Origin of the sequence: Allochromatium humboldtianum (assembly GCF_013385175.1) — a bacterium.
GTDB lineage: Bacteria > Pseudomonadota > Gammaproteobacteria > Chromatiales > Chromatiaceae > Thermochromatium > Thermochromatium humboldtianum.
This window is the reverse complement of the sequence record NZ_JABZEO010000012.1, coordinates 63,236-86,140: the sequence shown is the minus strand read 5'-3', so window position 1 is coordinate 86,140 and position 22,905 is coordinate 63,236. Positions and strand designations below refer to the sequence as shown.

Annotated in this window: 19 protein-coding genes; 14 read left to right on the top strand and 5 right to left on the bottom strand. The window is 65.7% G+C overall.

Going from position 1 to position 22,905, the window contains the following annotated elements:
* The first annotated feature begins 126 nt into the window (after window positions 1-126).
* From murB to lpxC, 6 genes are all read left to right on the top strand, one after another.
* Complete coding sequence (gene murB / locus HW932_RS16295) at window positions 127-1,011, top strand: UDP-N-acetylmuramate dehydrogenase (protein ID WP_176977549.1); 885 nt, start codon at window positions 127-129, stop codon at window positions 1,009-1,011.
* Entirely contained in the window at window positions 1,008-1,934 is a 927-nt protein-coding gene (locus HW932_RS16290; protein ID WP_222932412.1) for a D-alanine--D-alanine ligase, read from the top strand. Before murB ends, HW932_RS16290 begins: the two co-directional genes overlap by 4 nt.
* A gap of 2 nt (window positions 1,935-1,936) precedes the next feature.
* On the top strand, window positions 1,937-2,737 hold the full coding sequence (locus HW932_RS16285) for a cell division protein FtsQ/DivIB (RefSeq protein ID WP_343047381.1): 801 nt from the start codon (window positions 1,937-1,939) through the stop codon (window positions 2,735-2,737).
* Window positions 2,738-2,743: 6 nt separating this feature from the next.
* Window positions 2,744-3,979 carry a cell division protein FtsA gene (gene ftsA, locus HW932_RS16280; protein WP_176977548.1) on the top strand — a complete coding sequence of 412 codons (1,236 nt, stop codon included), beginning with the start codon at window positions 2,744-2,746 and terminating at the stop codon, window positions 3,977-3,979.
* A 169-nt stretch (window positions 3,980-4,148) separates the two neighbouring features.
* Window positions 4,149-5,318 carry a cell division protein FtsZ gene (gene ftsZ / locus HW932_RS16275; protein ID WP_176977547.1) on the top strand — a complete coding sequence of 390 codons (1,170 nt, stop codon included), beginning with the start codon at window positions 4,149-4,151 and terminating at the stop codon, window positions 5,316-5,318.
* A 232-nt stretch (window positions 5,319-5,550) separates the two neighbouring features.
* Entirely contained in the window at window positions 5,551-6,462 is a 912-nt protein-coding gene (gene lpxC / locus HW932_RS16270; protein WP_176977546.1) for a UDP-3-O-acyl-N-acetylglucosamine deacetylase, read from the top strand.
* On the opposite strand, the gene HW932_RS16265 is transcribed toward lpxC, so the two are convergent.
* Entirely contained in the window at window positions 6,463-6,921 is a 459-nt protein-coding gene (locus HW932_RS16265) for a DciA family protein (RefSeq protein WP_176977545.1), read from the bottom strand. It abuts the gene before it with no gap.
* 150 nt (window positions 6,922-7,071) lie between these two features.
* Here HW932_RS16265 and HW932_RS16260 point away from each other — a divergent pair, with 150 nt between their 5' ends.
* From HW932_RS16260 to HW932_RS16245, 4 genes are all read left to right on the top strand, one after another.
* Entirely contained in the window at window positions 7,072-7,974 is a 903-nt protein-coding gene (locus tag HW932_RS16260) for a M23 family metallopeptidase (protein WP_176977544.1), read from the top strand.
* 120 nt (window positions 7,975-8,094) lie between these two features.
* The gene (gene secA / locus HW932_RS16255; protein WP_176977543.1) at window positions 8,095-10,920 is read left to right on the top strand and encodes a preprotein translocase subunit SecA; all 2,826 of its coding nucleotides are present in this window, start codon (window positions 8,095-8,097) and stop codon (window positions 10,918-10,920) included.
* Between the two features lie 17 nt (window positions 10,921-10,937).
* Window positions 10,938-12,149: a bifunctional glutamate N-acetyltransferase/amino-acid acetyltransferase ArgJ gene (gene argJ / locus HW932_RS16250; RefSeq protein WP_176977542.1), complete on the top strand. Its 1,212-nt coding sequence runs from the start codon at window positions 10,938-10,940 to the stop codon at window positions 12,147-12,149.
* 53 nt (window positions 12,150-12,202) lie between these two features.
* A complete protein-coding gene (locus HW932_RS16245; RefSeq protein WP_176977541.1) occupies window positions 12,203-13,150 on the top strand; it encodes a Nudix family hydrolase in 948 nt (315 codons plus the stop codon).
* Between the two features lie 47 nt (window positions 13,151-13,197).
* Here the strand turns inward: HW932_RS16245 and HW932_RS16240 are convergent, their stop codons facing one another.
* The 3 genes from HW932_RS16240 to HW932_RS16230 all read right to left on the bottom strand — a co-directional run bounded on the left by HW932_RS16240 (window position 13,198) and on the right by HW932_RS16230 (window position 16,411).
* Window positions 13,198-13,401 carry a DNA gyrase inhibitor YacG gene (locus tag HW932_RS16240; RefSeq protein ID WP_176977575.1) on the bottom strand — a complete coding sequence of 68 codons (204 nt, stop codon included), beginning with the start codon at window positions 13,399-13,401 and terminating at the stop codon, window positions 13,198-13,200.
* Window positions 13,402-13,405: 4 nt separating this feature from the next.
* Window positions 13,406-14,173 carry a cell division protein ZapD gene (gene zapD, locus HW932_RS16235; protein ID WP_343047379.1) on the bottom strand — a complete coding sequence of 256 codons (768 nt, stop codon included), beginning with the start codon at window positions 14,171-14,173 and terminating at the stop codon, window positions 13,406-13,408.
* 264 nt (window positions 14,174-14,437) lie between these two features.
* The gene (locus HW932_RS16230) at window positions 14,438-16,411 is read right to left on the bottom strand and encodes an LOG family protein (protein ID WP_176977540.1); all 1,974 of its coding nucleotides are present in this window, start codon (window positions 16,409-16,411) and stop codon (window positions 14,438-14,440) included.
* Window positions 16,412-16,607: 196 nt separating this feature from the next.
* Between HW932_RS16230 and HW932_RS16225 the strand changes: the two genes are divergently transcribed.
* Window positions 16,608-17,357 (top strand): YebC/PmpR family DNA-binding transcriptional regulator, encoded by a 750-nt coding sequence (locus HW932_RS16225; RefSeq protein ID WP_176977539.1) that lies wholly within the window; start codon window positions 16,608-16,610, stop codon window positions 17,355-17,357.
* Window positions 17,358-17,511: 154 nt separating this feature from the next.
* Window positions 17,512-17,892 (top strand): aspartate 1-decarboxylase, encoded by a 381-nt coding sequence (panD, locus tag HW932_RS16220; RefSeq protein WP_176977538.1) that lies wholly within the window; start codon window positions 17,512-17,514, stop codon window positions 17,890-17,892.
* A gap of 7 nt (window positions 17,893-17,899) precedes the next feature.
* Here panD and glgA read toward each other — a convergent pair whose 3' ends face one another.
* Window positions 17,900-19,435 carry a glycogen synthase GlgA gene (glgA, locus tag HW932_RS16215; protein WP_176977573.1) on the bottom strand — a complete coding sequence of 512 codons (1,536 nt, stop codon included), beginning with the start codon at window positions 19,433-19,435 and terminating at the stop codon, window positions 17,900-17,902.
* Between the two features lie 111 nt (window positions 19,436-19,546).
* On the opposite strand from glgA, the gene zwf reads away from it, so the two are divergent.
* Together zwf and bicA are read left to right on the top strand one after the other, a co-directional pair.
* The gene (gene zwf, locus HW932_RS16210; protein ID WP_176977537.1) at window positions 19,547-21,016 is read left to right on the top strand and encodes a glucose-6-phosphate dehydrogenase; all 1,470 of its coding nucleotides are present in this window, start codon (window positions 19,547-19,549) and stop codon (window positions 21,014-21,016) included.
* A 164-nt stretch (window positions 21,017-21,180) separates the two neighbouring features.
* Window positions 21,181-22,872 (top strand): bicarbonate transporter BicA, encoded by a 1,692-nt coding sequence (bicA, locus tag HW932_RS16205; protein ID WP_176977536.1) that lies wholly within the window; start codon window positions 21,181-21,183, stop codon window positions 22,870-22,872.
* The last annotated feature ends 33 nt before the right edge of the window (window positions 22,873-22,905 follow it).

Below are 22,905 nucleotides of genomic sequence, written 5' to 3'. Positions count from 1 at the left end.
GGCAGGCGTTCGCACCGAGTCCGAGGGGGCGGAGTCCAGCGGTCAGCCTCCAGCGGTCAGCCGTCAGTCGTCAGCCTCTAGCCGGACGCCGGCAGCCGGCAGCCGGAAGCGGCGGAGCACACGGCGATGACGACACTGCGCGGCCAATGGCAGTTCGACGAACCCCTGTCGCGCCATACGAGCTGGCGTGTCGGCGGGCCGGCGCGTCGGCTCTATCGCCCGGCGGATGCCGACGACCTGGTCGAATTCATGCGCGGACTCGATCCGGACGAGCCGCTGCTTTGGCTCGGACTGGGCAGCAATCTGCTTGTCGATGACGCGGGCTTTCCTGGGACCGTCATCCTGACCCAGGGGACTTTGGATATTCTGGAGCGGCGCGGCAATGATCGCGTCTATGCCGAAGTCGGAGTCGCCAGTGCCAAGCTGGCCCGTTTCGCGGCCCGCCATGATCTGACCGGGATCGAGTTCCTGGCCGGGATCCCCGGCACCCTGGGCGGTGCGCTGGCGATGAACGCCGGCGCCTGGGGCGGCGAGACCTGGAGTTTCGTGCGACGGGTCTGGACTCTGGATCGACAGGGACAGGTCCATGAACGCGATGCAGCCGAATACGAACCGGCCTATCGCGAGGTCCGGGGACCGACAGGCGAGTGGTTCCTGGCCGCCGAACTGGAGCTGACGCCGGGCGACGGCGCCGCGAGTCTGGCGCGCATCCGCGAGCTGCTCGACCAACGCGCCGCGACCCAGCCGGTCGGCCAGCCGAGCTGCGGCTCGGTGTTCCGCAATCCGCCGGGAGACCATGCCGCGCGTCTGATCGATTCGCTCGGACTCAAGGGACTGCGCATCGGCGGGGCCGAGGTCTCTTCGATCCACGCCAATTTCATCATCAATCGGGGCGGAGCGACGGCGACCGACATCGCCCGCCTGATCGAACAGATACAGCAGACGGTCGAACGTCACACCGGCATCCGCCTGATGCCCGAGGTGCGGCGTATCGCCGGAGAACAGGCATGACGACTGACATGAACCGGGCGCCCGAACGCTTCGGAAAAGTGGCCCTACTGATGGGCGGACAGGCCGCCGAGCGCGAGATCTCGCTCAAGAGCGGACGCGCGGTGCACGAGGCGCTGCAACGTCTCGGCGTCGACGTCGAACCGCTCGACCCGGACGCAACCATCCTGGAGCGACTGCGCGCCGGCGGTTACGATCGCGCCTTCATCATCCTGCACGGACGCGGCGGCGAGGACGGCCAGATCCAGGGCGCGCTGGAGACCATCGGTCTGCCCTATACCGGCTCGGGCGTGCTCGGCTCGGCGCTCGGTATGGACAAATATCGCTGCAAGCTCGCCTGGGCCGGCTGCGGTCTGCCGACGGCCGACTTCGTGCTGCTGCGTGAGGAGAGCGACTTGGCGGCGGCGGCCGAACTCGGCTTTCCGCTCATGATCAAGCCGGTGCACGAGGGTTCGAGCATCGGCATGGCGCGCGTCGAGTCGGTCGAGGGATTGGAGCGCGCTTGGCGCGCCGCCGCCGAGTTCGATTCACTGGTACTGGCCGAACGCTGGATCCAGGGCATGGAGCTCACCTGCGCCATTCTCGGACGCGAGGCGCTGCCGATGATCCGGCTGGAGACGCCGCACGCCTTCTACGACTACGAGGCCAAATACAGCGCCGACAGCACCCGCTATCATTGCCCGAGCGGGCTGGACGCCGAGGTCGAGGCGCGTTTGCGTGAGCTGGCGCTGCACGCCTTCGACGTGGTCGGGGCGAGCGGCTGGGGTCGGGTTGACATGATGCTCGACAGCGCCGGACAACCCTTCCTGCTGGAGATCAATACGGTTCCGGGCATGACCGACCATAGTCTGGTGCCCATGGCTGCACGCACGGCCGGGATCGACTTCGACGATCTGGTTTGGCGCATCCTCGAGACGAGTCTCTGACGGTGAGCACGGTTGCCGGCAAGACCGAGACCCGCCAGGCGACCCATCCGGCACGGATGGGCGCGCGCCTGCGCGCCCTGTTCGGGGTGCTGATCCTGCTTGCACTCGGCGGGGCCGGCTGGCTGTTTCTGCGCTGGGAACCGACGCTGCTGCCGATCCGGCTCATCCAGGTCGAGGGCGAGGTGCATCATCATTCCTCGCAGCAGCTCCAGGAACGGCTGACCGAACGCCTGCGTGGCGGTATCCTGACGGCCGATCTGGTCGATCTCAAGCAGACCGCCGAGGAACTGCCCTGGGTCGGACAGGCGACGCTGCGTCGGGTCTGGCCGGATACCCTGCGGGTGCAGGTCCGGGAATACCGACCGATCGCGCGCTGGAGTCTCGATGGGCTGGTGACGGCCGACGGGATCGTCTTCCGCCCGCATGGCGGAACCATTCCGTCCAATCTGCCCCTGCTCGAAGGCGACGACAAGCGTGCGCCTGAGATCACGGCCCGTTATCAAACGTGGCAGGCGGCGCTCGAGCGTATCGATCAGGGGATCGAACGACTGTCGGTCGACCCGCGCGGCGACTGGCGTCTCAAGCTGGCGTCGGGGGCCGAGCTGCGGCTGGGAACCACGTTGGTTGAGGAACGGCTGGCGCGCTATCTGGCGAGCGCTGCCCAGCTGGAGGCGGCGGGTCGGCCACTGACGGTCGATCTGCGTTATAGCAATGGCTTTTCCGTGAAATGGGCGCCGAACACGGACTCTGGGGTCCGGGTGCCTCCCGATCGCGTGGCGGCGCGCGCGGGCAATCGAGGGTAAATCTGGATGTCGCGACGTAACGACAAGAGTCTGCTGGTGGGTCTGGATATCGGAACCTCGAAGATCGCCTGTCTGGTCGGCGAACTCAAGGACGACGATCAGATCGAGATCATCGGCATCGGCACCCACCCCTCGCGCGGGCTCAAGAAGGGTGTGGTGGTGGACATCGAGTCCACGGTGCAGTCGATCCAGCGCGCGGTCGAGGCCGCCGAGCTGATGGCCGATTGCGAGATCCATTCGGTCCATGTCGGCATCGCCGGCAGCCATATCCGCAGTCTCAATTCGCACGGCATCACCGCGATCAAGGAGCACGAGGTCAACCAGCCCGATGTCGATCGCGTCATTGAGGCCGCGCGCGCCGTGGCCATCCCGACCGATCAGAAGATCCTGCACATCCTGCCGCAGGAGTTCATCATCGACGACCAGGAAGGCATCCGCGAGCCGATCGGCATGTGCGGCGTGCGGCTGGAGGCGCGGGTGCACATGGTCACGGGCGCGGCCAGCGCGGCCCAGAACATCGTCAAGTGCGTTCGCCGCTGCGGGCTGGAGGTCGACGATCTGGTGCTGGCACAGCTCAGTTCGAGCTATGCGGTGCTCGGCGAGGACGAGAAGGAGTTGGGCGTCTGCGTGGTCGACATCGGCGGCGGGACCACGGATCTGGCGGTCTTCACCGATGGCGCCATCCGGCACACGGCCGTCATTCCGATCGCCGGCGATCAAGTCACCAATGACATCGCCGTGGCACTGCGCACGCCGACCCAGCACGCCGAGCAGATCAAGATCCAGCATGCCTGCGCCCTGACCCAGCTGGCGGCCAACGGGGACAGCATCGAGGTGCCGAGCATCGGCGACCGTCCGCCGCGACGGCTCTCGCGCCAGACCCTGGCCGAAGTCGTCGAGCCGCGCTACGAGGAGTTGCTGACCCTGTTGCACAACGAACTGCGTCGCAGCGGCTTCGAAGACGTGATCGCCGGCGGCGTGGTGCTGACCGGCGGCAGCGCCAAGATGCGCGGGTTGATCGAGCTGGCCGAGGAGGTGTTCCACATGCCGGTGCGTCTGGGTGTGCCCAATCGCGTGCTCGGCCTGTCGGAGGTCGTCGACAATCCGATCCATTCCACGGGCGTGGGACTTCTGATGTATGCACGTCAGCATCGTTTCGCGCGTCGTCCGGAGCTGTCCGAGAGTCCGGGTTTGAAGGGAGTCCTGGCACGTCTGCGTCATTGGTTCCAAGGGAATTTCTGATTCGAGCGATAGGGCCTGATCAGGGACTCATCGAGGCGGGTTCGATTTTGTTGGTCGGTCGGGGCGTGCCGAGCGTGTCGACCGAGTCGGGGGTGGTCGTGGGACTCGTGCCCACGGCTGGAATTCAAGGTTTATGGTGGCGCATGGTGTGCGCCTGGGAGCAGATCAAATGTTCGAATTGATGGATACCCACAGTCAGAATGCCGTCATCAAGGTCATCGGTGTCGGTGGCGGCGGCAGCAACGCGGTCAATCACATGGTGGCTTCGACCATCGAGGGCGTGGATTTCATCTGCGCCAACACGGATGCGCAGGCACTGCGTCATTCCAATGTGAAGACCATCCTCCAGCTGGGAGCCTGCATCACCAAGGGACTGGGCGCGGGCGCCGATCCGGACGTCGGCCGGCACGCGGCGCTCGAGGATCGCGACCGCATCCAGGAGGCGCTCGAAGGCGCCGACATGGTCTTCATCACCGCCGGCATGGGCGGCGGCACGGGCACGGGCGCGGCGCCCATCGTGGCCCAGGTCGCCAAGGAGCTGGGCATCCTGACCGTGGCCGTCGTCACCAAACCCTTCCCCTTCGAGGGAACCAAGCGTCGACGCATCGCCGATGAAGGCATCTCGGAGCTGGCCCAGCACGTCGACTCGCTCATCACCATCCCCAACGAAAAGCTGCTGGCGGTGCTGGGCAAGGACATGAGCCTGCTCGACGCCTTCAAGGCCGCCAACGACGTCCTGCTCAACGCCACCCAGGGCATCGCCGAGCTCATCACCTGTCGCGGTCTGATCAACGTCGACTTCGCCGACGTCAAGACCGTCATGTCCAACATGGGCGTGGCCATGATGGGCACGGGTTCGGCACGCGGCGAGCACCGCGCGCGCGAGGCCGCCGAGGCCGCCATCAAGAGTCCGCTGCTGGAAGACATCGATCTGGCCGGCGCCAAGGGCATCCTGGTCAACATCACCGCCGGCATGACCCTGACTATCGGCGAGTTCGACGAGGTCGGTAACACGGTGCGCGACTTCGCCGACGACGACGCCACCGTGGTCGTGGGCACCGTGGTCGATCCGGAGCTGGAAGACGAACTGCGCGTGACCGTGGTGGCCACCGGACTCGGCGACCGGCGCGTCAAGGTCAAGCGCACGGCGGGCGAGCCGTCGATCCGACTGATCACGGGAGAGTCGGCCGACTCGGCACCCGATTATCGCGAGATGGAGCGCCGTCCGGCCGTCTATCGCAAGGGGTCGGGAGCGGGTTCGGTCGCGTCCGACAAGAGCGACGAAAACGATCTGGACTACCTGGACATTCCGGCATTCCTGCGTCGTCAGGCAGATTGATCAGGACATTCCCTGTATCGAGAAATCGATATAAAACAATGCGATCCTGCTTTTTTTATTATCGAGCTTGAAAAGGTTTCGGGAAAACCCTAATATGACCATCGCCACGCCTCAGTATCCGGAGGCGTGAGCGATATCAGAAGGATCCGAGGCGTCGGCGCCCGTGTCCGAGTCGAACGGCCGACCGAGTACCCGACGTCCGCCGTGGATTGTGATGGGAGATCCCGAACCGATGCTCAAGCAGCGCACATTGAAGAACGCCATCCGTGCGACCGGGGTCGGCCTGCATACGGGTGAAAAGGTCGAGCTGACCCTGCGCCCGGCCGCGCCCGATACGGGAATCGTCTTTCGTCGCATCGATCTCGACCAGCCCGTCACCATCGCGGCCACGCCCTTCAACGTCGGCGATACGCGGTTGTCGACCACCCTGGTTCATGGCGATGTGCGGGTCTCGACCATCGAGCACCTGCTCTCGGCCTTCGCCGGTCTGGGGATCGACAACGCCTATGTGGATCTGGCCGCCGCCGAGGTGCCGATCATGGACGGCAGTGCTGCGCCCTTCGTCTTCCTGCTGCAATCGGCGGGGATCGAGGAGCAGGCCAAGGCCAAGCGCTTCATCCGCATCAAGCGCCCGGTCGAGGTCCGCGACGGCGACAAGTTCGCGCGCTTCACGCCTTACGACGGCTTCAAGGTGAATTTCTCGATCGAGTTCGATCACCCGGCCTTCCAGTCGCGCTCGAACCGGGCGGAGATCGATTTCTCGACCACGTCCTTCGTGCGCGAACTGAGTCGGGCGCGCACCTTCGGCTTCCTGCGCGACATCGAGGCGCTGCGCCGGCAGAATCTGGCCCTCGGCGGCAGTCTGGACAATGCCGTGGTGGTCGATGAGTACCGCATCCTCAACGAGGAGGGCCTGCGCTACGAAGATGAGTTCGTCCGGCACAAGATCCTCGATGCCATCGGCGATCTCTATCTGCTCGGCCACACCCTGATCGGCGCCTTCGAGGGCCACAAATCCGGTCATGCGCTCAACAATCTGCTGCTGCGTGCGCTCGTCGCCGATGAAGCGGCCTGGGAAGAGGTCGTGTTCGAGGACTCTGCCGCCGCGCCGATCTGTTATGCCCAGCCGGTGCCCGCCCTCTGATCAGTCCGGCCCCTCGGGCGTCGCGCGCGGACCATGCCGCGCGAGTCGCCTGAGCGCCTCGCTCAGGCCTGGATCGCGCTGATGATCCGCCGCCTCCAGCAAATGTCTGGCCGCCGTCTCCGAGAGCCGCACACGTCGGCTCGCCGCCTCTTGCATGGACGATTCGTGTTCCGGCAGTCTGATCTGAAATCCGATCGCGTCGACGTGGTAAGATTTCAGCGATGTCAAAATCTCACCCGCTAAAAAACGTGCGCGCGTCAGCCAGGCCGTGGAATCCAGGAACAGGGTCAAGCGACCATCGGCGATCTTCAGGTCCAGGCAGTGCGCGCCCAGCTTTCCAGGCAGAAGCGCCCGAATCTCGGCGACGAGCGTCTGTTCGCGTCGGTCCTGTTCGAGCCGTTCGCGCGCGAATCCGTGATGACTCAGATGGTCACGGATGTGTCGAAAACGCAGTCTCATCGCAACATCCTCGTTTCGCTCAAGCCTCTCCCACACTTCCCGAGACCGATCCGTCGTATCGCCCGCCCCTGTGGAGCAGGACGGGACTCGGGGCCATGCCCGACGTCGGCCACGCTCGGCGTCGGACCTGACCAGTAGAAGAGATCAGCCATGCCCCACTTCGCTCGCAAGAAGACTCAACGCGGCCAGACCCTGGTCATGCTCTCGGCCGTCTCCAGCTTCGCTCTGGCCGGGGTCGGATTCGGCTTCTGGATCGGTGATCGGGCCGGCGCGCCTGATCGCGCTAGCATCGCCATGGAACCGGCGTCCGTCAACCCTTCGGCGACCGATTCCGACGAAATCGGCGCCATTGCCGCCCGTTTGGGCGAGATGCAGGCCGAACTCCTGCGGATCAATGCGCTCGGCGAGCGTCTGGTCCAGGTCTCGGGGCTCGATCCCCATGAGTTCGATTTCGTGAATACGCCGCCGCGCGGCGGTCCCGAGACGGCCATGGCCCGCGATTACACTATCAAGGAGCTGGCCGACGAATTGTCGACGCTGGTGGTGCTGGTGCAGGATCGCGAACGCAAGCTCGACCGGCTCGCCGACCGGGTTCTGGAACAGCGGCCGAGGACCGCCGGCGCGCAACTCAGCGGCTGGCCGGTGCGCTCCGGCTACATCAGCTCTCCCTATGGCTTCCGGGTGCATCCGGTTCGCAACAAGCGCCAGTTCCACGAGGGCGTCGATTTCGCCGCCAAGCGCGGCTCCCCGGTCCTGGCCGTCGCCGATGGCATCGTCGTCTTCAGCGGGCGTCGCAACGGCTACGGCAACGTGGTCGACATCCGTCATCGCGATGGTCTGGTGACGCGCTATGCCCACAACACCGCCAATCTGGTCCGTGAGGGTGAAATGGTCCGACAGGGCCGGCAGATCGCGACCGTCGGTTCGACCGGAACGGCGACCGGAGCCCATGTGCATTTCGAGGTGATCCGCAACGGGCGCGCGGTCGATCCCATGCCCTATCTGCGTAGCCGGCCGACCCAGCGTCTCGCCAGCGCCGAGATGTTGCGCTGACCGACCTCATCCATGGCCGAATGCCCGAGCCGGCTCGGGCGCATTCCCGGACGCGGTTCGCGGCGAAATCCGTTATCATCCGCCGCTTTCCGCGTCAGGCTCTCTTTAAAGAATCCCGCGATGTTCAATCCATTCAAGAAGCTCTTCGGCAGCCGCAACGATCGGCTGGTCAAATCACTGATGAAGACGGTGGCGCGGATCAACGCGCTCGAACCCGAACTGGCGCAGCTCTCGGATCAGGCACTCGCGGCCAAGACCGCCGAGTTCCGCGAGCGTCTGGCCGGAGGCGCGACGCTCGACGATCTGCTGCCCGAGGCCTTCGGCGTCGTGCGCGAGGCCGGCAAGCGTGTGCTCGGGATGCGTCACTTCGACGTGCAGCTCGTCGGCGGCATGGTGCTCAACAGCGGCAAGATCGCCGAGATGCGCACCGGCGAGGGCAAGACCCTGGTGGCTACGCTGGCGGCCTATCTCAACGCGCTGCCGGGCAAGGGCGTGCACGTCGTCACGGTCAACGACTATCTGGCGCGACGCGACGCCGCCTGGATGGGGCGTCTCTATCACTTCCTGGGGCTGTCGGTCGGCGTCATCAACTCATCGGGCGGGCTGGGGCCGGACATGGCGTCCTATCTGTTCGACCCCGAGTTCGAGCCGGACGCCGGTCAGGGCCATCGTCATCTGCGCCCCTGCACCCGGCGCGAGACCTATGGCGCCGACATCACCTACGGCACCAACAACGAATACGGCTTCGACTATCTGCGCGACAACATGGCGTTCGCGCCTGAGCAGCGGACTCAGCGCGATCCCTTCTACGCCATCGTTGACGAGGTTGACTCGATCCTGATCGACGAGGCGCGCACGCCGCTCATCATCTCGGGGCCGTCCGAGGGCAGTACGGATCTCTACAAGCAGATCGACAAGCTCATCCCCAGGCTCACGCGCCAGCCGCCCATCACCAACGAAGAGGGCCAGCCGGACTTCGGGCCGGGCGACTTCTCGGTCGACGAGAAGATCCGTCAGGTCTATCTGAGCGAGGAAGGGCACGAGAAGGTCGAGCAGATGCTCGTCGAGATCGGGCTGCTGGAAGAGGGCGACGGACTCTATGATCCGGGCAACATCGTGCTCATGCACCATGTCTATGCCGCCCTGCGCGCCCATACGCTGTTTCAGAAGAACGTCGAGTACATCGTGCGCGACGGTCAGGTCATCATCGTCGACGAGTTCACCGGGCGCACCATGCCCGGACGGCGCTGGTCGGAAGGTCTGCATCAGGCGGTCGAGGCCAAGGAAGGGGTGTCGATCCAGCCCGAGAACCAGACCATGGCCTCGATCACCTTCCAGAATCTGTTCCGGCTCTATCCCAAGCTCTCGGGCATGACCGGCACGGCGGATACCGAGGCGTTCGAGTTCCAGCAGATCTACGGCCTGGAGGTCGTCGTCATCCCGACCAACCAGCCGATGGTGCGCGACGATCGCGGCGATCTGGTCTATCTGACCCCGGACGAAAAGTACGAGGCGATCATCGCCGACGTGCAGGATTGCGTGCAGCGCGGTCAGCCGGTGCTGGTCGGCACGGCCTCGATCGAGACCTCCGAGCTGGTCTCGGGCCTGCTCAAGAAGGCCGGGATCGCTCATGAAGTGCTCAACGCCAAGCAGCACGAGCGCGAGGCCGGCATCATCGCCCAGGCCGGACGTCCGGGCGCCGTGACCATTGCCACCAACATGGCCGGTCGCGGCACCGACATCGTGCTCGGCGGCAATCTGGAGGCCGAGCTGGAGGACGCCGGCCCGAACGCCGATCGTGAGGCGCTGCGGGCGGCCTGGAAGGCGCGTCACGAGCAGGTCATCAAGGCCGGCGGTCTGCATGTGGTCGGCACCGAGCGTCACGAGTCACGGCGCATCGACAACCAGTTGCGTGGTCGCTCCGGGCGTCAGGGCGATCCCGGCTCCTCGCGCTTCTATCTGTCGCTCGAAGACAACCTGATGCGTATCTTCGCCTCCGACCGGGTCGGCAAGATGATGCAGCGGCTCGGGATGCAGAAGGGCGAGGCCATCGAGCATCCCTGGGTGACCAAGGCGATCGAGAACGCCCAACGCAAGGTCGAGGGTCGCAACTTCGACATCCGCAAGCAGTTGCTCGAATACGACGATGTCGCCAACGATCAGCGTAAGGTCATCTATCGTCAGCGGCGCGATCTGATGGACGCGCTCGACGTCTCCGAGACCGTCGAGGCGATGCGTGCCGATGCACTCAAGGGGCTGATCGACACCTACATCCCGCCCGACAGCCTGGAAGAGCAGTGGAACGTCGCCGGACTCTCCGAGGCGCTCGCCGAGCACTTCGGCGGCGACTGGCCGATCCAGAGCTGGCTCGACCAGGATCACGACCTGCACGAGGAGACCCTGCGCCGTCGCATCCAGGACACGCTCGCTCAGCGCTACCAGGAGCGTGAGAACCTGATCGGTGCGGCCAACATGCGCCAGATCGAGCGCGCGGTCATGCTCCAGACGCTCGACAGTCACTGGAAGGATCATCTGGCGGCGATGGACTATCTGCGCCAGGGCATCCATCTGCGCGGTTATGCGCAGAAGAACCCCAAGCAGGAGTACAAGCGCGAAGCCTTTCTGATGTTCTCGGCCATGCTCGATGGCATCAAGCAGGACGTGATCACCACGCTGGCCAAGCTGGAGATCCAGGCCGGTGTGGATGCGGACTTCGCGGCTCGGCGCACGCCGGAACCCGCGCCCAAGGGGTTCGAGTTCAAGCACGATGTCTTCGATGGCTTCGGCGAGGGTGACGAGGAGTCGTCCGAGTCGACTGGTGGCCGGAGTCGGGCCGAAGAGGACCATCACACCTATGTGCGCGACGGGCGCAAGGTCGGGCGCAACGAACCCTGTCCCTGTGGTTCGGGCAAGAAATACAAGCAGTGTTGCGGCAAGGTCGACTGAAGAGGCGATGGCGTCACATGAGCGAGACCGATTTGTCTTTTCTGTCTGTCCCCGGCGTGCGTCTGGCGACCATTGGGGCGGGTATCCGCTATCAGGGGCGTGACGATCTGCTCGCGCTCGAATTGGCTCCGGGCGCGACGACCGCCGCCGTCTTCACCCGCAACGCCTTCTGTGCTGCGCCGGTGACGCTGGCGCGTCATCATCTGAGCCAGACCGCGCCGCGTTATCTGCTCGTCAACTCGGGTAACGCCAACGCCGGCACGGGCGCGCGCGGACTCGACGACGCGCGCGCCTGCTGCGCCGCGCTCGCCGAGGCGGCGGGCTGTCGGCCCGAGGAGGTCTTGCCCTTCTCGACCGGCGTGATCGGCGAGCCGCTGCCGGTCGCGCGGTTCGAAGCCGCCATGCCGGCGCTTCTGGAGCGGTTCGAGGCGGCGGCCTGGCCGGACGCGGCGCGCGCCATCATGACCACGGACACCGTGCCCAAGCTCTGCTCGCGGACCTTTGAGATCGACGGGCGTCAGGCGACCATCACCGGCATCGCCAAGGGCGCGGGCATGATCTGTCCCGATATGGCGACCATGCTCGCCTTCATCGCCACCGATGCTGCCGTGGCGCCCGAGGTGCTGCAAGGCTGTCTCAAGGCGGCGGCCGATCGCTCGTTCAATGCCATCAGCATCGACGGCGATACCTCGACCAACGATGCCTGCGTGCTGGCGGCGACCGGGGCGCTCGGCAATGCGCCGATCGTCGATGAGAGCAGCACTGACTATGCGGCCCTGCAAGCGGCGGTCGAGTCGGTCTGCGTCGAACTGGCCACCGCCATCGTGCGCGACGGCGAGGGCGCGACCAAGCTGGTGACGGTGCGCGTCGAGCAGGCGCGCGATCGCGACGAGGCACGGCGCGTGGCCTATACCATCGCCCACTCGCCGCTGGTCAAGACCGCGCTCTTCGCCTCCGATCCCAACTGGGGGCGGATTCTGGCCGCCGTGGGGCGGGCCGGTGTCGAGAGTCTGATCATCGAGGATGTCGACATCTGGCTCGGCGAGGTGCGCATCGTCGAAGCGGGCGGGCGCGCGGCGGATTACACCGAACAGGCCGGTGCCGCCGTCATGGCCGAGTCCGAGATCCTGATCCGGGTCGCGCTCGGTCGCGGCACGGTGGACGCCGAAGTGCTCACCTGCGACTTCTCCTACGACTATGTGCGCATCAACGCCGAATATCGGAGTTGATCGCGGAATGGGGGCGGCTTCGGCCGCCTGACGGACGCTCTGGAGTCGCGCCCATGCCTGAAATCATCCATGTCATGGCCGGCGCCATCGCCGACGCGAGCGGGCGCATCCTGGTCGGCAAACGCCCCGATCATGTGCATCAGGGCGGACTCTGGGAGTTTCCGGGCGGCAAGCTGGAACCGGGCGAGTCGCCCGAAGCCGGTCTGACGCGCGAACTCGCCGAGGAACTCGGCATCCAGGTGCGCGCCAGCCGTCCGCTGATCCGCGTTCATCACGATTATGGCGACCGGCATATCCTGCTCGACGTGCATCGGGTGGAGGACTATGCGGGCGTTCCGCACGGACGCGAGGGCCAGCCGCTCGACTGGTTAGCGCCCGAGGAGATGGACCCCGCCGCCTTTCCCGCCGCCGACCGCCCCATCATCACCGCGCTGCGTCTGCCGCCGCTCATGCTGATCACGGGCGAGGAGCCAGACCGGCCCGATGCGTTCCTGGCGCGTCTGGGGCGTGCCCTGGAGGCCGGTGCGCGTCTGGTGCAACTGCGCGCGCACCAGCTTTCAGCGAACGACTATGCGCATCTGGCGCAAGCCGCCTTCGATCTCTGCGAACGAAAGGGTTCGACACTGTTGCTCAATCGCAATCCTGCCGAGGTTGCGAACGTCGCGCGTCATGGTCTGCATCTGAACAGCCGGGTGCTGATGGGACTTAGCGAGCGTCCAGGCCGATCGAACGAGCTGGTCGGCGCCTCCTGCCATGACCCAGCCCAACTGGCACAGGCCGCCGAACTGGGCCTGGATTACGCGCTACTCTCGCCCGTCAAACCCACGGCCAGCCATCCCGAGACCAAGCCGATCGGTTGGGAGACCTTCGCCGCCTGGATCGACCCCGTGCCGCTGCCGGTCTACGCGCTCGGTGGTCTGACGACGGATGATCTGAACGACGCCTTCCAGCACGGTGCCCAGGGAATCGCCGCGATTCGGGGACTCTGGCCCCAGTCCTGATCCAAACGATGGGGCGCTACAGATGGCCCTGTGTTCTCTGAAATCACCTAATGCCGAACGGGCGCTTCCGTCGCGTCTGGCGCATCCTCGCTCGGCGCTTCGTCGTCATCGGCAGGGAGACGATGACGCTCCTCCAGCCAATCACCCAGATCGATCAGCCGGCAGCGCTCGCTGCAGAACGGGCGCCAGCGCGAGTCCGGCGTCCAGGGCACAGGCTTGCCACAGTGCGGACACTCGACCGTCTTGACCATGGTCTCAGAAGACACAGCAGGTGAGCCGGAACTGAATGTCCTCGGCATGCGGCGTGGCGCGTCCCTGGAGTTCGGGCTTCATGAAGCGGATGCTGAAGCGGTTCTTGTGACCGCTGATCTCGGGGAAGATCGCCGCCTCGGCTTCGAGCGTCACGCGCAGCATCTGCGCCGGCGCCACGGCATCGAGCGCTTCCTGATAGAAGCCGCCCTCGGCCGTGACCTGACGCGAGGCGGAACTGGAGCGCATCAGCGAGAGCGCGAGCCGGATGGCCTCGATCGCCGGATTGAGATCCTGGAGCCAGTCGTTGAACCGGGTCTGGCGCTGCTCGGTCGGCTGGATGAGCCAATAATGGAAGTGCGGCAGGTCGAAGCTACAGGTGCCGCCCGGAATACTGCTGCGTTGGGCGATGGCCTTGAGGAATTCGTCCTCGCGTGCGCGATGACCGATGGGACCGTTGAGGTGCTGGACGCCCTCGGTGACGCGGCGCAGATCCGCAAGCACTTCGTTGAGCGCTTCCGTGTCGATACCGCGCTGAGTCGAGAGCCGGTTGAGATTGCCGGTGAGTCGGTCGAGTTCCTTGAGGATCTCGTTCCTGACATCCGCGCGCGTGGTGACGGCGACGATATCCAAGAGCGCCCAGATGGCACAGCGCGATGAGCGCGGGTCTTCCTGCTGGATGAAAAACTCCAGTTGACGGAACAGATGTTCCAGCCGCAGGAAGGTGCGGATACGTTCGTTGAGCGGATGTTCGAAGGTAATCAATGTTGACACGGCCTTGTTTTGTATCCGGCGGACGCGGCCCGCCAGGCGACCCAGTGACTGTTGAGGCGACTCCGATCCAACCCGCGCCTGATGTGACCTCGGCGAACGGCGGAACGGGACATGGATCCAGCGGTATGCCGGGCTGGTCTGGAATTGTCCCGATTTCGACGCCGGATGTCATCCGTCTTGCGCGCGAGGTCGCCGTCTTCGCGATGAACGGTGGCACGTCGGATGGATGCCGGGCACGGCGCGATGCCTGGAAGCGCGGCTGATTCAACCAAGGCGCAGTGCCTGCTTGTAAAAACGCGGTACGGCGTCCGGGTCGGTCGTCATCAGGATCTGATCGGTCAGCCAGGGCGGCACGCGCCCCTGACGCTTCATCTCTTCGAGCTGCCGGCGCAGTCCCTCCCAATAGAACTCCCCCCCCGAGCTGTCGAAGAAGACCACAGGGCCGGTCTCGATCACGCCGAGCTTCATATCGGTGAGCGTCAGCCCGATCTCTTCCAGGGTGCCGACGCCGCCGACCAGGAACAGATGGAAGCTGGCGATCTCGAACCAGCGCTGGCGCGCCTGACGGCTTCGAGCCTGGAAGGTCTGGTAGAACTCGGCGCTCTCGTTGGGCGTCTGGTCGACCGTCTCGATGAAGCTGGAGCCGACCAGGAGTCCGAGCCGGTGCGCCACGTCCGTGACCTGCTGCATGGCTCCCGGCCCGCCGCCGGTCAGGATGCCGATGTCGCTGCCGAAGAGCGCACGCAGATTGGTGAGCAGACGTTCGATCTGCGCCGCCGCCGTTTCGGACAGCGGCTTGGTCGAGCCATAGACGGCGAAGATGAGGCAGGAGCGGAAGCGGTCGACCGTGTCGGGCGTGGTGAAGTAGCCGCGCAGTCCGCGGAAGACGTGGCGGACCACATGGCCGCGCGCCTCGTTGCACCAGAAGACCTGGAGACCCAGACCCTCGTAGTCGGCCAGCCGGCCATGGTCGCGCGAGGACAGGAAGGGACCGTGCTCGAAAGAGGCACGCCGGAAGACGATGCGCCCGATGCGCCCCCGGAGCGCCGCCTCGCAGATCTGGGTGTGTTCGATCAGATTGGGGAAGTAGCCCAGGAGCAGGGTGGCGCGCGCGCCGTCCGGCAGATCGGCCAGGATCTGGGTGCCGCACTCCAGACGCGCCGTGAGATCCAGCCCCTCAGCGACCAGCCCGGCCGAGAGGTCGGTGCCGCCGCGCGGGTCGCGCGGCGTCTGCGGCTGGGTCCAGAGCCGTTCCGGTTCCTCGCCCTCCAGGAGCCGGGCCGGATCGCGCACGATGGCGGCCATGCGGTGCGAGTAACGATCGCGCACCGGGCCGGCCTCCAGCCGGTCGAAGATCGCCAGCAGCGACTGACAGCCGGTGGCCTCCTCATCGCCCGCGCACGGCTCGGGATGTGCGCGTCCGTGCCAGTAACGCGGCTTGGGATCGACGCGGATGGCCTCGTGCACCGAGGCGGCCACGCTCGGGTTGATGATGAGCTGTTCGGTGCGGTTGACGAATTCCAGATAGACGTTGGTGCCGCGCGTGGAGACCGGATCGAGCACCGTGGCCTGGAGATGCACGCCGAGCGCTTCGTCGAGATTGCGCAGCACCACGTAATGGCGGTGCAGGAACATCGAACAGGCCGTGACCAGACCGTCCCGAGGCGGCAATTCGATGTGCTCGACCTCGACCCGCGTCTGCAGGCGGTTGAGCAGATCCTTGCCGTCGGCATGGGTGGCGATGGCCGTGACCTCCTCGGGCGTGAGCGGCTTCTGGAAGCGATAGATGCGCTGCTGCGGACGCAGGATGAGATAGCCGTGGCCGTCGAGCGAGAACCCGGCCGGCACCTGGAGTGTGTTGTCGTGGATGAGCTGATGGATCGCCGCCGAATCGAGCCGGTTGTCCTCGGGACAGAACACCAGACGCCCCACGCGCAGTCCGGGCACCACGATGCGCTCCAGATGCTCGCCGATGCCGTAGGACGCGATGGCCGCCAGGATGCGCAACCGGAGGTCGCCGTGATCGCTGTCGAGTTCCAGCTCGCCGAGCGGCAGGATGTTGATGCCCAGGCGCGCCAGCCGACTGCGCGCGGCGAAGACGAGATCGCGTTCGCGCCCGCCGATCAGGGCGCGGAAGCTCGGGGTGATGGCAAAGCGCGCACTGACGACGAAGCCCTCGTCGTCGCGCGCGATGAGGCGCGTGATCCAGCCGTCGCCGGTTTCGGGTGTCGCGTACATGGAGACTCTCTCGCCACTGGCTCTCGTCGAATGGGTCCATCGCCGTGGATGGACGGCCAGAGTACCACAGCCGGACGCGCGCTCGGTTTGGCCGTCCGGCGAGGCGCGATGCTACTATGCGCGACCAACATTCGAACGCACCGCGCCGCCCGGCGGGGCAGGGCGCGGGGCCTTTCCACAGTCAGGAGAATCACTCATGGCCGGTCACAGTAAATGGGCCAACATCAAGCATCGCAAGGCCGCGCAGGACAAGCAGCGCGGCAAGGTCTGGACCAAGCTGATCCGTGAAGTCACGGTCGCCGCGCGCGAGGGCGGCGGTGATCCGGGCGCCAATCCGCGTCTGCGTCTGGCGATGGACAAGGCGTTCGGCGCCAACATGCCGCGCGACACCGTCGAGCGCGCCATCAAGCGCGGCGCCGGCGGCACCGAGGGCGAGAACTACGAGGAGATCCGCTACGAGGGCTATGGTCCGGGCGGCGTGGCCATCATGGTCGACTGCATGAGCGACAACCGCAACCGCACCGCCTCCGAAGTGCGTCATGCCTTCACCAAGCGCGGCGGCAACCTGGGCACCGACGGCTCGGTGAGCTATCTGTTCACCAAGCAGGGCATCATCAGCTTCCAGCCCGGCACCAGCGAGGACGCCGTGATGGAAGCGGCGCTGGAGGCCGGCGCCGAGGACGTGGTGGTCAACGACGACGGCTCGCTCGATGTCGTCACCACGCCCGAGGATTTCGCCGCCGTCAAGGATGCGCTGACCAAGGCCGGTTTCGACACCGAGGTCGCCGAGATCGGCTTCAATGCCGCCACCCAGGTCGAACTCGACGCCGAGACGGCCGAGAAGCTCCTGAAGCTGGTCGAGATGCTCGAAGACCTCGACGACGTGCAGGACGTCTATCACAACGCCGACATCTCCGACGAGATCATGGCGGCGCTCGACGTCTGAGACTCGGTCTGGGGCGTGCAGGTGGAGTGGTCATCGATCGACGTTGCTGCAATGCAGCAACGTCTGCTGTAGACTTAGGCGAACTGAAATACAATAGTCTTCATCGACGTTTTTGAAGACCCAGGCCGAGCGGCCATTGAGAGGATCGAGTCAAATGCATCTGACCTTGCTGAAGTGCAAGCTCCATCGCGCGCGCGTGACGCATTCGGAAGTGGATTACGAGGGTTCCTGCGCCATCGACGAGGAACTGCTGGACCTGGCCGGGATTCGTGAATACGAGCAGATCCAGATCTACAACGTCACCAACGGCGAGCGCTTCACCACCTATGCCATCCGCGCCGAGGCCGGCTCGCGCGTGATCTCGGTCAATGGCGCGGCGGCCCACAAGGCTGCGCCCGGAGACTGCATCATCATCTGCGCCTATGCCGTCATGAGCGAGGCCGAGGCCGACGTCTTCAAGCCGAGCCTCGTCTATCTCAACGAGCACAACCGCGTCATCCGTACCGGCGACGCCATCCCCGCCCAGGCGGCCTGAGCGCCGGTCACGCCGAGCGGGCGTGCTCCAGCGCCATCCGATCCGCGATCGCGTCGTTGTAGAGTTCGATATAACGGCGCGCGCTCGACTCCCAACTGAAGTCCTGTGACATGCCGGTGACGGCCAGGCGGCGCCAGCCGTCGGGGTCGTCGCGGTAGAGTCGCATCGCCCAGCGGACGGCGCCGAGCAGGGCCGCTGGCGTCGGCTCGTCGAAGACGAAACCCGTGGCCGTGCCCTTCGCCAGATTCTCCGGCGTGGCCGGCGCCACTGTGTCCACCAGTCCGCCCGTGCGATGCACGATCGGCGGCGTTCCGTATCTCAGACTGTAGATCTGGTTCAGGCCGCAGGGCTCGAAGCGCGAGGGCATCAGGAAGGCGTCACAGCCGGCCTCGATGCGATGGGCGCGGGTCTCGTCATAGCCGATGTAGACGCCGATCTGACGCGGGTTGGCGGCAGCCAGATCCAGCAGCGCCTGCTCGCAGCGCCGTTCGCCCGAGGCCAGGATCATGACCTGCACCCTTGGGTCTTGCAGCAGTTCGGGCAGCATCGCCTGGATCAGATCCACGCCCTTCTGTTCGACCAGTCGTCCGACATAGCCGAGCACGAAGGCATCCTCACTGCGCGGCAGGCCCAGTTCGCGCTGCACGTCGAGTTTGTTCTCGGTCTTGAGTCCGAAGCGTTCGGCGTCATAGTTTTGGAGGATGAGCGGGTCGCTGGCCGGATTCCAGACCTGATAGTCGATGCCGTTGAGGATACCGCTGAAGCGCTGTCCGATCTGACGCAGCAGTCCGTCGAGTCCGCAGCCGAAGCGTGCCGTGCGCACCTCCTCGGCATAGGTGGGACTGACGGTGTTGATGCGCTCCGAGAACACGATTCCGCCCTTGATGAAGGACAGGCGCTGGTGGAACTCCAGTCCGGCCAGATTCCACAGCGCCGGGGGCAGCTCCAGCCGATCGAAGGTGGCGCGGTCGAACAGCCCCTGATAGGCCAGGTTATGGATGGTGAAGACGCGCGCCGGCGACCAGGGCGCCTCCTGCAACAGGGTCGGAGCCAGTCCGGTCTGCCAGTCGTTGCCGTGGAACACGTCCGGACGCCAGCCGATCGCTGGAAGTCCCTGTGCCATCAGCGCCAGCACTCGGCAGAACAGCATGAAGCGGTCGGGATTGTCGCCCCAGTCGCGCCCGGTCGGATCACAGTAGGGGTTGCCCTCGCGCCCGAAATACTCGGGCGCGTCGACCAGATAGACCGGCAGGTCTTGATCGGGATGGCGTCCCTCGACCAGCCGGATGGCCGTCCGGTAGCCTGGGACGCGGATCTCGCCTAGGGGCTTTGGCTCGCGCAACTGGCGCATGGCGAGCGGATAGCCCGGAATGACGAGTCGCGCGTCATGACCAAGCTGGCGCAGCGCCGCCGGCAGACTGGCGGCGACATCGGCCAGTCCGCCGGTCTTGATCAGGGGATGCGCCTCGCTGCTGGCGACGAGAATGCGCAGACGGTCCGGCTCGAACGCCGGGAAGGCAAAGGGGCTGAGTGACGACTCCATGCTGTGTGTTTCGTTCTGGGCGCGTTGGCGCGGGCGGCCATAGGTGAAGGGAGGAGACCCCATGAAAGACATCACGTTAGCACACTTGATCCGGATCGAGGTAACTGGCCGATGATGGAACCCTGCACACTGCTGATCTTTGGGGCCACAGGCAATCTGGCGGCCTACAAGCTGCTGCCCGCGCTCTATCATCTCGAGGCGGCTGGACGGCTGCATCCCGAGAGTCGGGTGGTCGGTTTCGGGCGGCGCGACTGGTCCGACGAGGACTGGCGCGAGCGGGTGGCCGCGATCCTGAGCGAGCGTTTGGCCAATCGGCTGGATTCGGCGGTCGTGTCGCGTCTGCTGGGGCGGCTGCACTTCGTCAACGGCGATCTGGAGCGGTCTGAGGACTTCGCATCGCTGGCCGCACGTCTGCGGGGCGAGGAAGGCTTTCCGGCCAATCGGCTCACCTATCTGGCCGTGGCGCCGCGCCATTACGCGACCATCGTCGAGTCGCTGGCCGCACAGGATCTGCATCTGGAACAGGAGGGCTGGTCGCGGCTGGTGGTCGAGAAGCCGTTCGGCTTCGACCTGGAGAGCGCCAAGATTCTGGATCGCCAATTGCGCCGGCGCTTCGACGAGGAGCAGATCTATCGTATCGATCACTATCTGGGCAAGAGCACGGTGCAGAACATTCTGGTGTTCCGCTTCGCCAATCTGATGCTCGAACCGCTGTGGAACCGCAACTACATCGACCACGTCCAGATCACGCACGCCGAGTCGCGAGGGATCGAGGACCGGGCCGGTTTCTACGATGGGGTCGGAGCCATGCGCGACATGATCCAGAGCCATCTGTTGCAGATGCTGGCGCTGGTGGCCATGGAGCCGCCGCCGAGCCTGGACGCCGAGGCCTTGCGCGACGAGAAGGTCAAGGTACTGCGATCGATCCGGCCCATCCCGCGCGAGGCGGTCCATGCGCAGGCGTTTCGGGCGCAATACGGGCCGGGGCGCGCGGGCGAGAACAGGCTCGCCGGCTATCTCGACGAGTCGGGCATCGGGCACAACAGCACCACCGAGACCTATGCCGCGCTCAAGCTCTATATCGACAACTGGCGCTGGCGCAACGTGCCCTTCTATCTGCGTACCGGCAAGCGGCTCGGCCAGACCAACTCGCTGATCGCGATCCGTTTCAAGCATCCGCCGCAGCGGCTGTTCCAGTCGACGGCGATCGATCGGCTCGAACCCAATTGGTTGCTGCTCAACATCCAGCCCAACGAGTGCATGCGCCTCGAGATCCAGGTCAAGCAGCCGGGTCTGGAACTGCGCACCCAGACCGAGCGCATGGATGCCAGCAGTTGTGTGCTGCCGCCCGAGCACATCGACGCCTATGAAGCGCTGATCCTGGATGTCATCGAGGGCGACCACACCCATTTCCTGCGCTACGACGAGGTCGACTGGGCCTGGCGGGTGGTCGATCCGGTGCTCAAACTCTGGGCGACCGAGCGCGACTTCATCCACACCTATCCGGCCGGTTCCTGGGGGCCGGTCGAGGCCAATCGGCTGTTCGACCGTGAAGATCAGGATTGGCGCAATGGGCTATAGCGGTTCCGGCTGACCCGCGCTCTCGATCCGGGCGCGGGCTGGAATCGCCTCGGTTACTCGGATACATCGATCATATTCGATGTATTTCATCAAAATTATCACTTTGAATCGATGGCCATTGGCGCTTTAGATAGGCTGAATGCAACAGCCATCGGTGCCGAGCCATGCGACTACTCAACGACATCCGCTTCGACAACCTCAGGGGCGACCTCTTCGGCGGTGTGACGGCCGCCGTGGTGGCGCTGCCCATGGCCCTGGCCTTCGGCGTGGCCTCCGGGGCCGGACCCGCCGCCGGACTCTATGGCGCGGTGCTGGTCGGACTCTTCGCCGCGCTCTTCGGCAGCACACCCACGCTCATCTCCGAACCGACCGGGCCCATGACCGTGGTCATGACCGCCGTCATCGCCAATCTGGTCGCCACCAATCCCGAACAGGGCCTGGCGATGGCCTTCACCGTGGTCATGATGGCGGGCGTCTTCCAGATCATCCTGGGTCTGCTCAGGTTCGGCAAGTACGTGACGCTCATGCCTTACACGGTGGTCTCGGGCTTCATGACCGGCATCGGGCTCATCATGATCATCCTCCAGCTCGGCCCCTTCCTCGGTCAGGCCACGCCGGCGGGCGGGGTGCTGGGGACGCTGCGCTCGCTGCCCGATCTGCTCGCACAGGTCGATCCGGCCGAGGCGGGACTGGCGCTCATGACCCTGGCGCTCATCCTCTTCTTCCCCAAGCGGCTCAAGAACTATCTGCCGCCGCAACTGCTGGCCCTGGTGCTCGGCACCCTGATCTCGCTCCTGCTGCTCGACGGCAGCGACCTGCGGCGCATCGGCGAGATCCCGACCGGGCTGCCCACGCTCCAGATGCCCGTCTTCAGCGCCGAGCAATGGCGGCTGATGCTCGTCGACGCCCTGGTCCTGGCCGTGCTCGGCTGTATCGACGCCCTGCTGACCTCGGTGATCGCCGAGAGCCTCACGCGCAAGGAACACGATTCCAACAAGGAGCTGATCGGGCAGGGGCTGGGCAATCTGGCGTCCGGACTCTGCGGCGGCATCGCCGGTGCGGGAGCGACCATGGGCACCGTGGTCAACATCCAGAGCGGGGCGCGCAGCGCGCTCTCCGGCATCACGCGCGCCCTGATCCTGCTGGTCGTGGTGCTCTGGGCCGCCGGTCTGACCTCTCAGATCCCGCTCGCGGTGCTGGCCGGCATCGCCTTCAAGGTCGGGCTGGATATCATTGACTGGTCGTTCCTCAAGCGCGCGCATCGCGTCTCGCTGCGCGCGGCCATGATCATGTATGGCGTGATCGCGCTCACTGTCTTCGTCGATCTGATCTGGGCGGTGGCGGTCGGTGTCTTCGTCGCCAACGTCCTGACCATCGATCGGCTGAGCCGGCTCCAGAGCCGTTCGGTGCGCGCGATCCAGCATCCCGGCGAGCACGAGAACCTGACGCTCGACGCCCAGGCGGTGCTGGAGCGCGCCGACGGCCGCATCCTGCTCTTCACGCTCGGCGGTCCGCTGATCTTCGGTCTGGCCAAGGCGATCGCGCGTCAGCATGCGGTGCTTGAGGATCACGAGGTGCTGATCCTGGACTTCAGCGAGGTGCCCATACTCGGCGTGTCGTCCTCGCTGGCACTGGAGACGCTGGTGCTGGAGGATCTGGAGGCCGGACGTCAGGTGTTGATCGCCGGGGCCGAGGGCGATGTCCGGCAACGGCTCGACCGGCTCGGGATCACGGCGCGGCTGCCGGCCGATCAGGTGGTGCCGAGCATGCAGGAGGCGCTGGTGCGGGCCGAGGCGTTGTTGGCGGCGAGTCCGCGTCCGGTGCCGTTGACCAAGCCGGAGGCGGTCGTGGCCTGATGGTGGCGGGCGGCAGAGACATCGACCGGATTC

Bases quoted from the DNA above. Each gene is read 5' to 3' on its own strand.
- argJ (WP_176977542.1), top strand. From the start codon at position 10,938: ATGAGCGAGACCGATTTGTCTTTTCTGTCTGTCCCCGGCGTGCGTCTG.
- HW932_RS16245 (WP_176977541.1), top strand. From the start codon at position 12,203: ATGCCTGAAATCATCCATGTCATGGCCGGCGCCATCGCCGACGCGAGC.
- HW932_RS16265 (WP_176977545.1), bottom strand. From the start codon at position 6,921: ATGAGACTGCGTTTTCGACACATCCGTGACCATCTGAGTCATCACGGA.
- HW932_RS16290 (WP_222932412.1), top strand. From the start codon at position 1,008: ATGACGACTGACATGAACCGGGCGCCCGAACGCTTCGGAAAAGTGGCC.
- zwf (WP_176977537.1), top strand. From the start codon at position 19,547: ATGATGGAACCCTGCACACTGCTGATCTTTGGGGCCACAGGCAATCTG.
- murB (WP_176977549.1), top strand. From the start codon at position 127: ATGACGACACTGCGCGGCCAATGGCAGTTCGACGAACCCCTGTCGCGC.
- glgA (WP_176977573.1), bottom strand. From the start codon at position 19,435: ATGGAGTCGTCACTCAGCCCCTTTGCCTTCCCGGCGTTCGAGCCGGAC.
- secA (WP_176977543.1), top strand. From the start codon at position 8,095: ATGTTCAATCCATTCAAGAAGCTCTTCGGCAGCCGCAACGATCGGCTG.
- HW932_RS16225 (WP_176977539.1), top strand. From the start codon at position 16,608: ATGGCCGGTCACAGTAAATGGGCCAACATCAAGCATCGCAAGGCCGCG.
- bicA (WP_176977536.1), top strand. From the start codon at position 21,181: ATGCGACTACTCAACGACATCCGCTTCGACAACCTCAGGGGCGACCTC.
- HW932_RS16240 (WP_176977575.1), bottom strand. From the start codon at position 13,401: ATGGTCAAGACGGTCGAGTGTCCGCACTGTGGCAAGCCTGTGCCCTGG.
- HW932_RS16260 (WP_176977544.1), top strand. From the start codon at position 7,072: ATGCCCCACTTCGCTCGCAAGAAGACTCAACGCGGCCAGACCCTGGTC.
- ftsA (WP_176977548.1), top strand. From the start codon at position 2,744: ATGTCGCGACGTAACGACAAGAGTCTGCTGGTGGGTCTGGATATCGGA.
- ftsZ (WP_176977547.1), top strand. From the start codon at position 4,149: ATGTTCGAATTGATGGATACCCACAGTCAGAATGCCGTCATCAAGGTC.
- HW932_RS16230 (WP_176977540.1), bottom strand. From the start codon at position 16,411: ATGTACGCGACACCCGAAACCGGCGACGGCTGGATCACGCGCCTCATC.
- lpxC (WP_176977546.1), top strand. From the start codon at position 5,551: ATGCTCAAGCAGCGCACATTGAAGAACGCCATCCGTGCGACCGGGGTC.
- panD (WP_176977538.1), top strand. From the start codon at position 17,512: ATGCATCTGACCTTGCTGAAGTGCAAGCTCCATCGCGCGCGCGTGACG.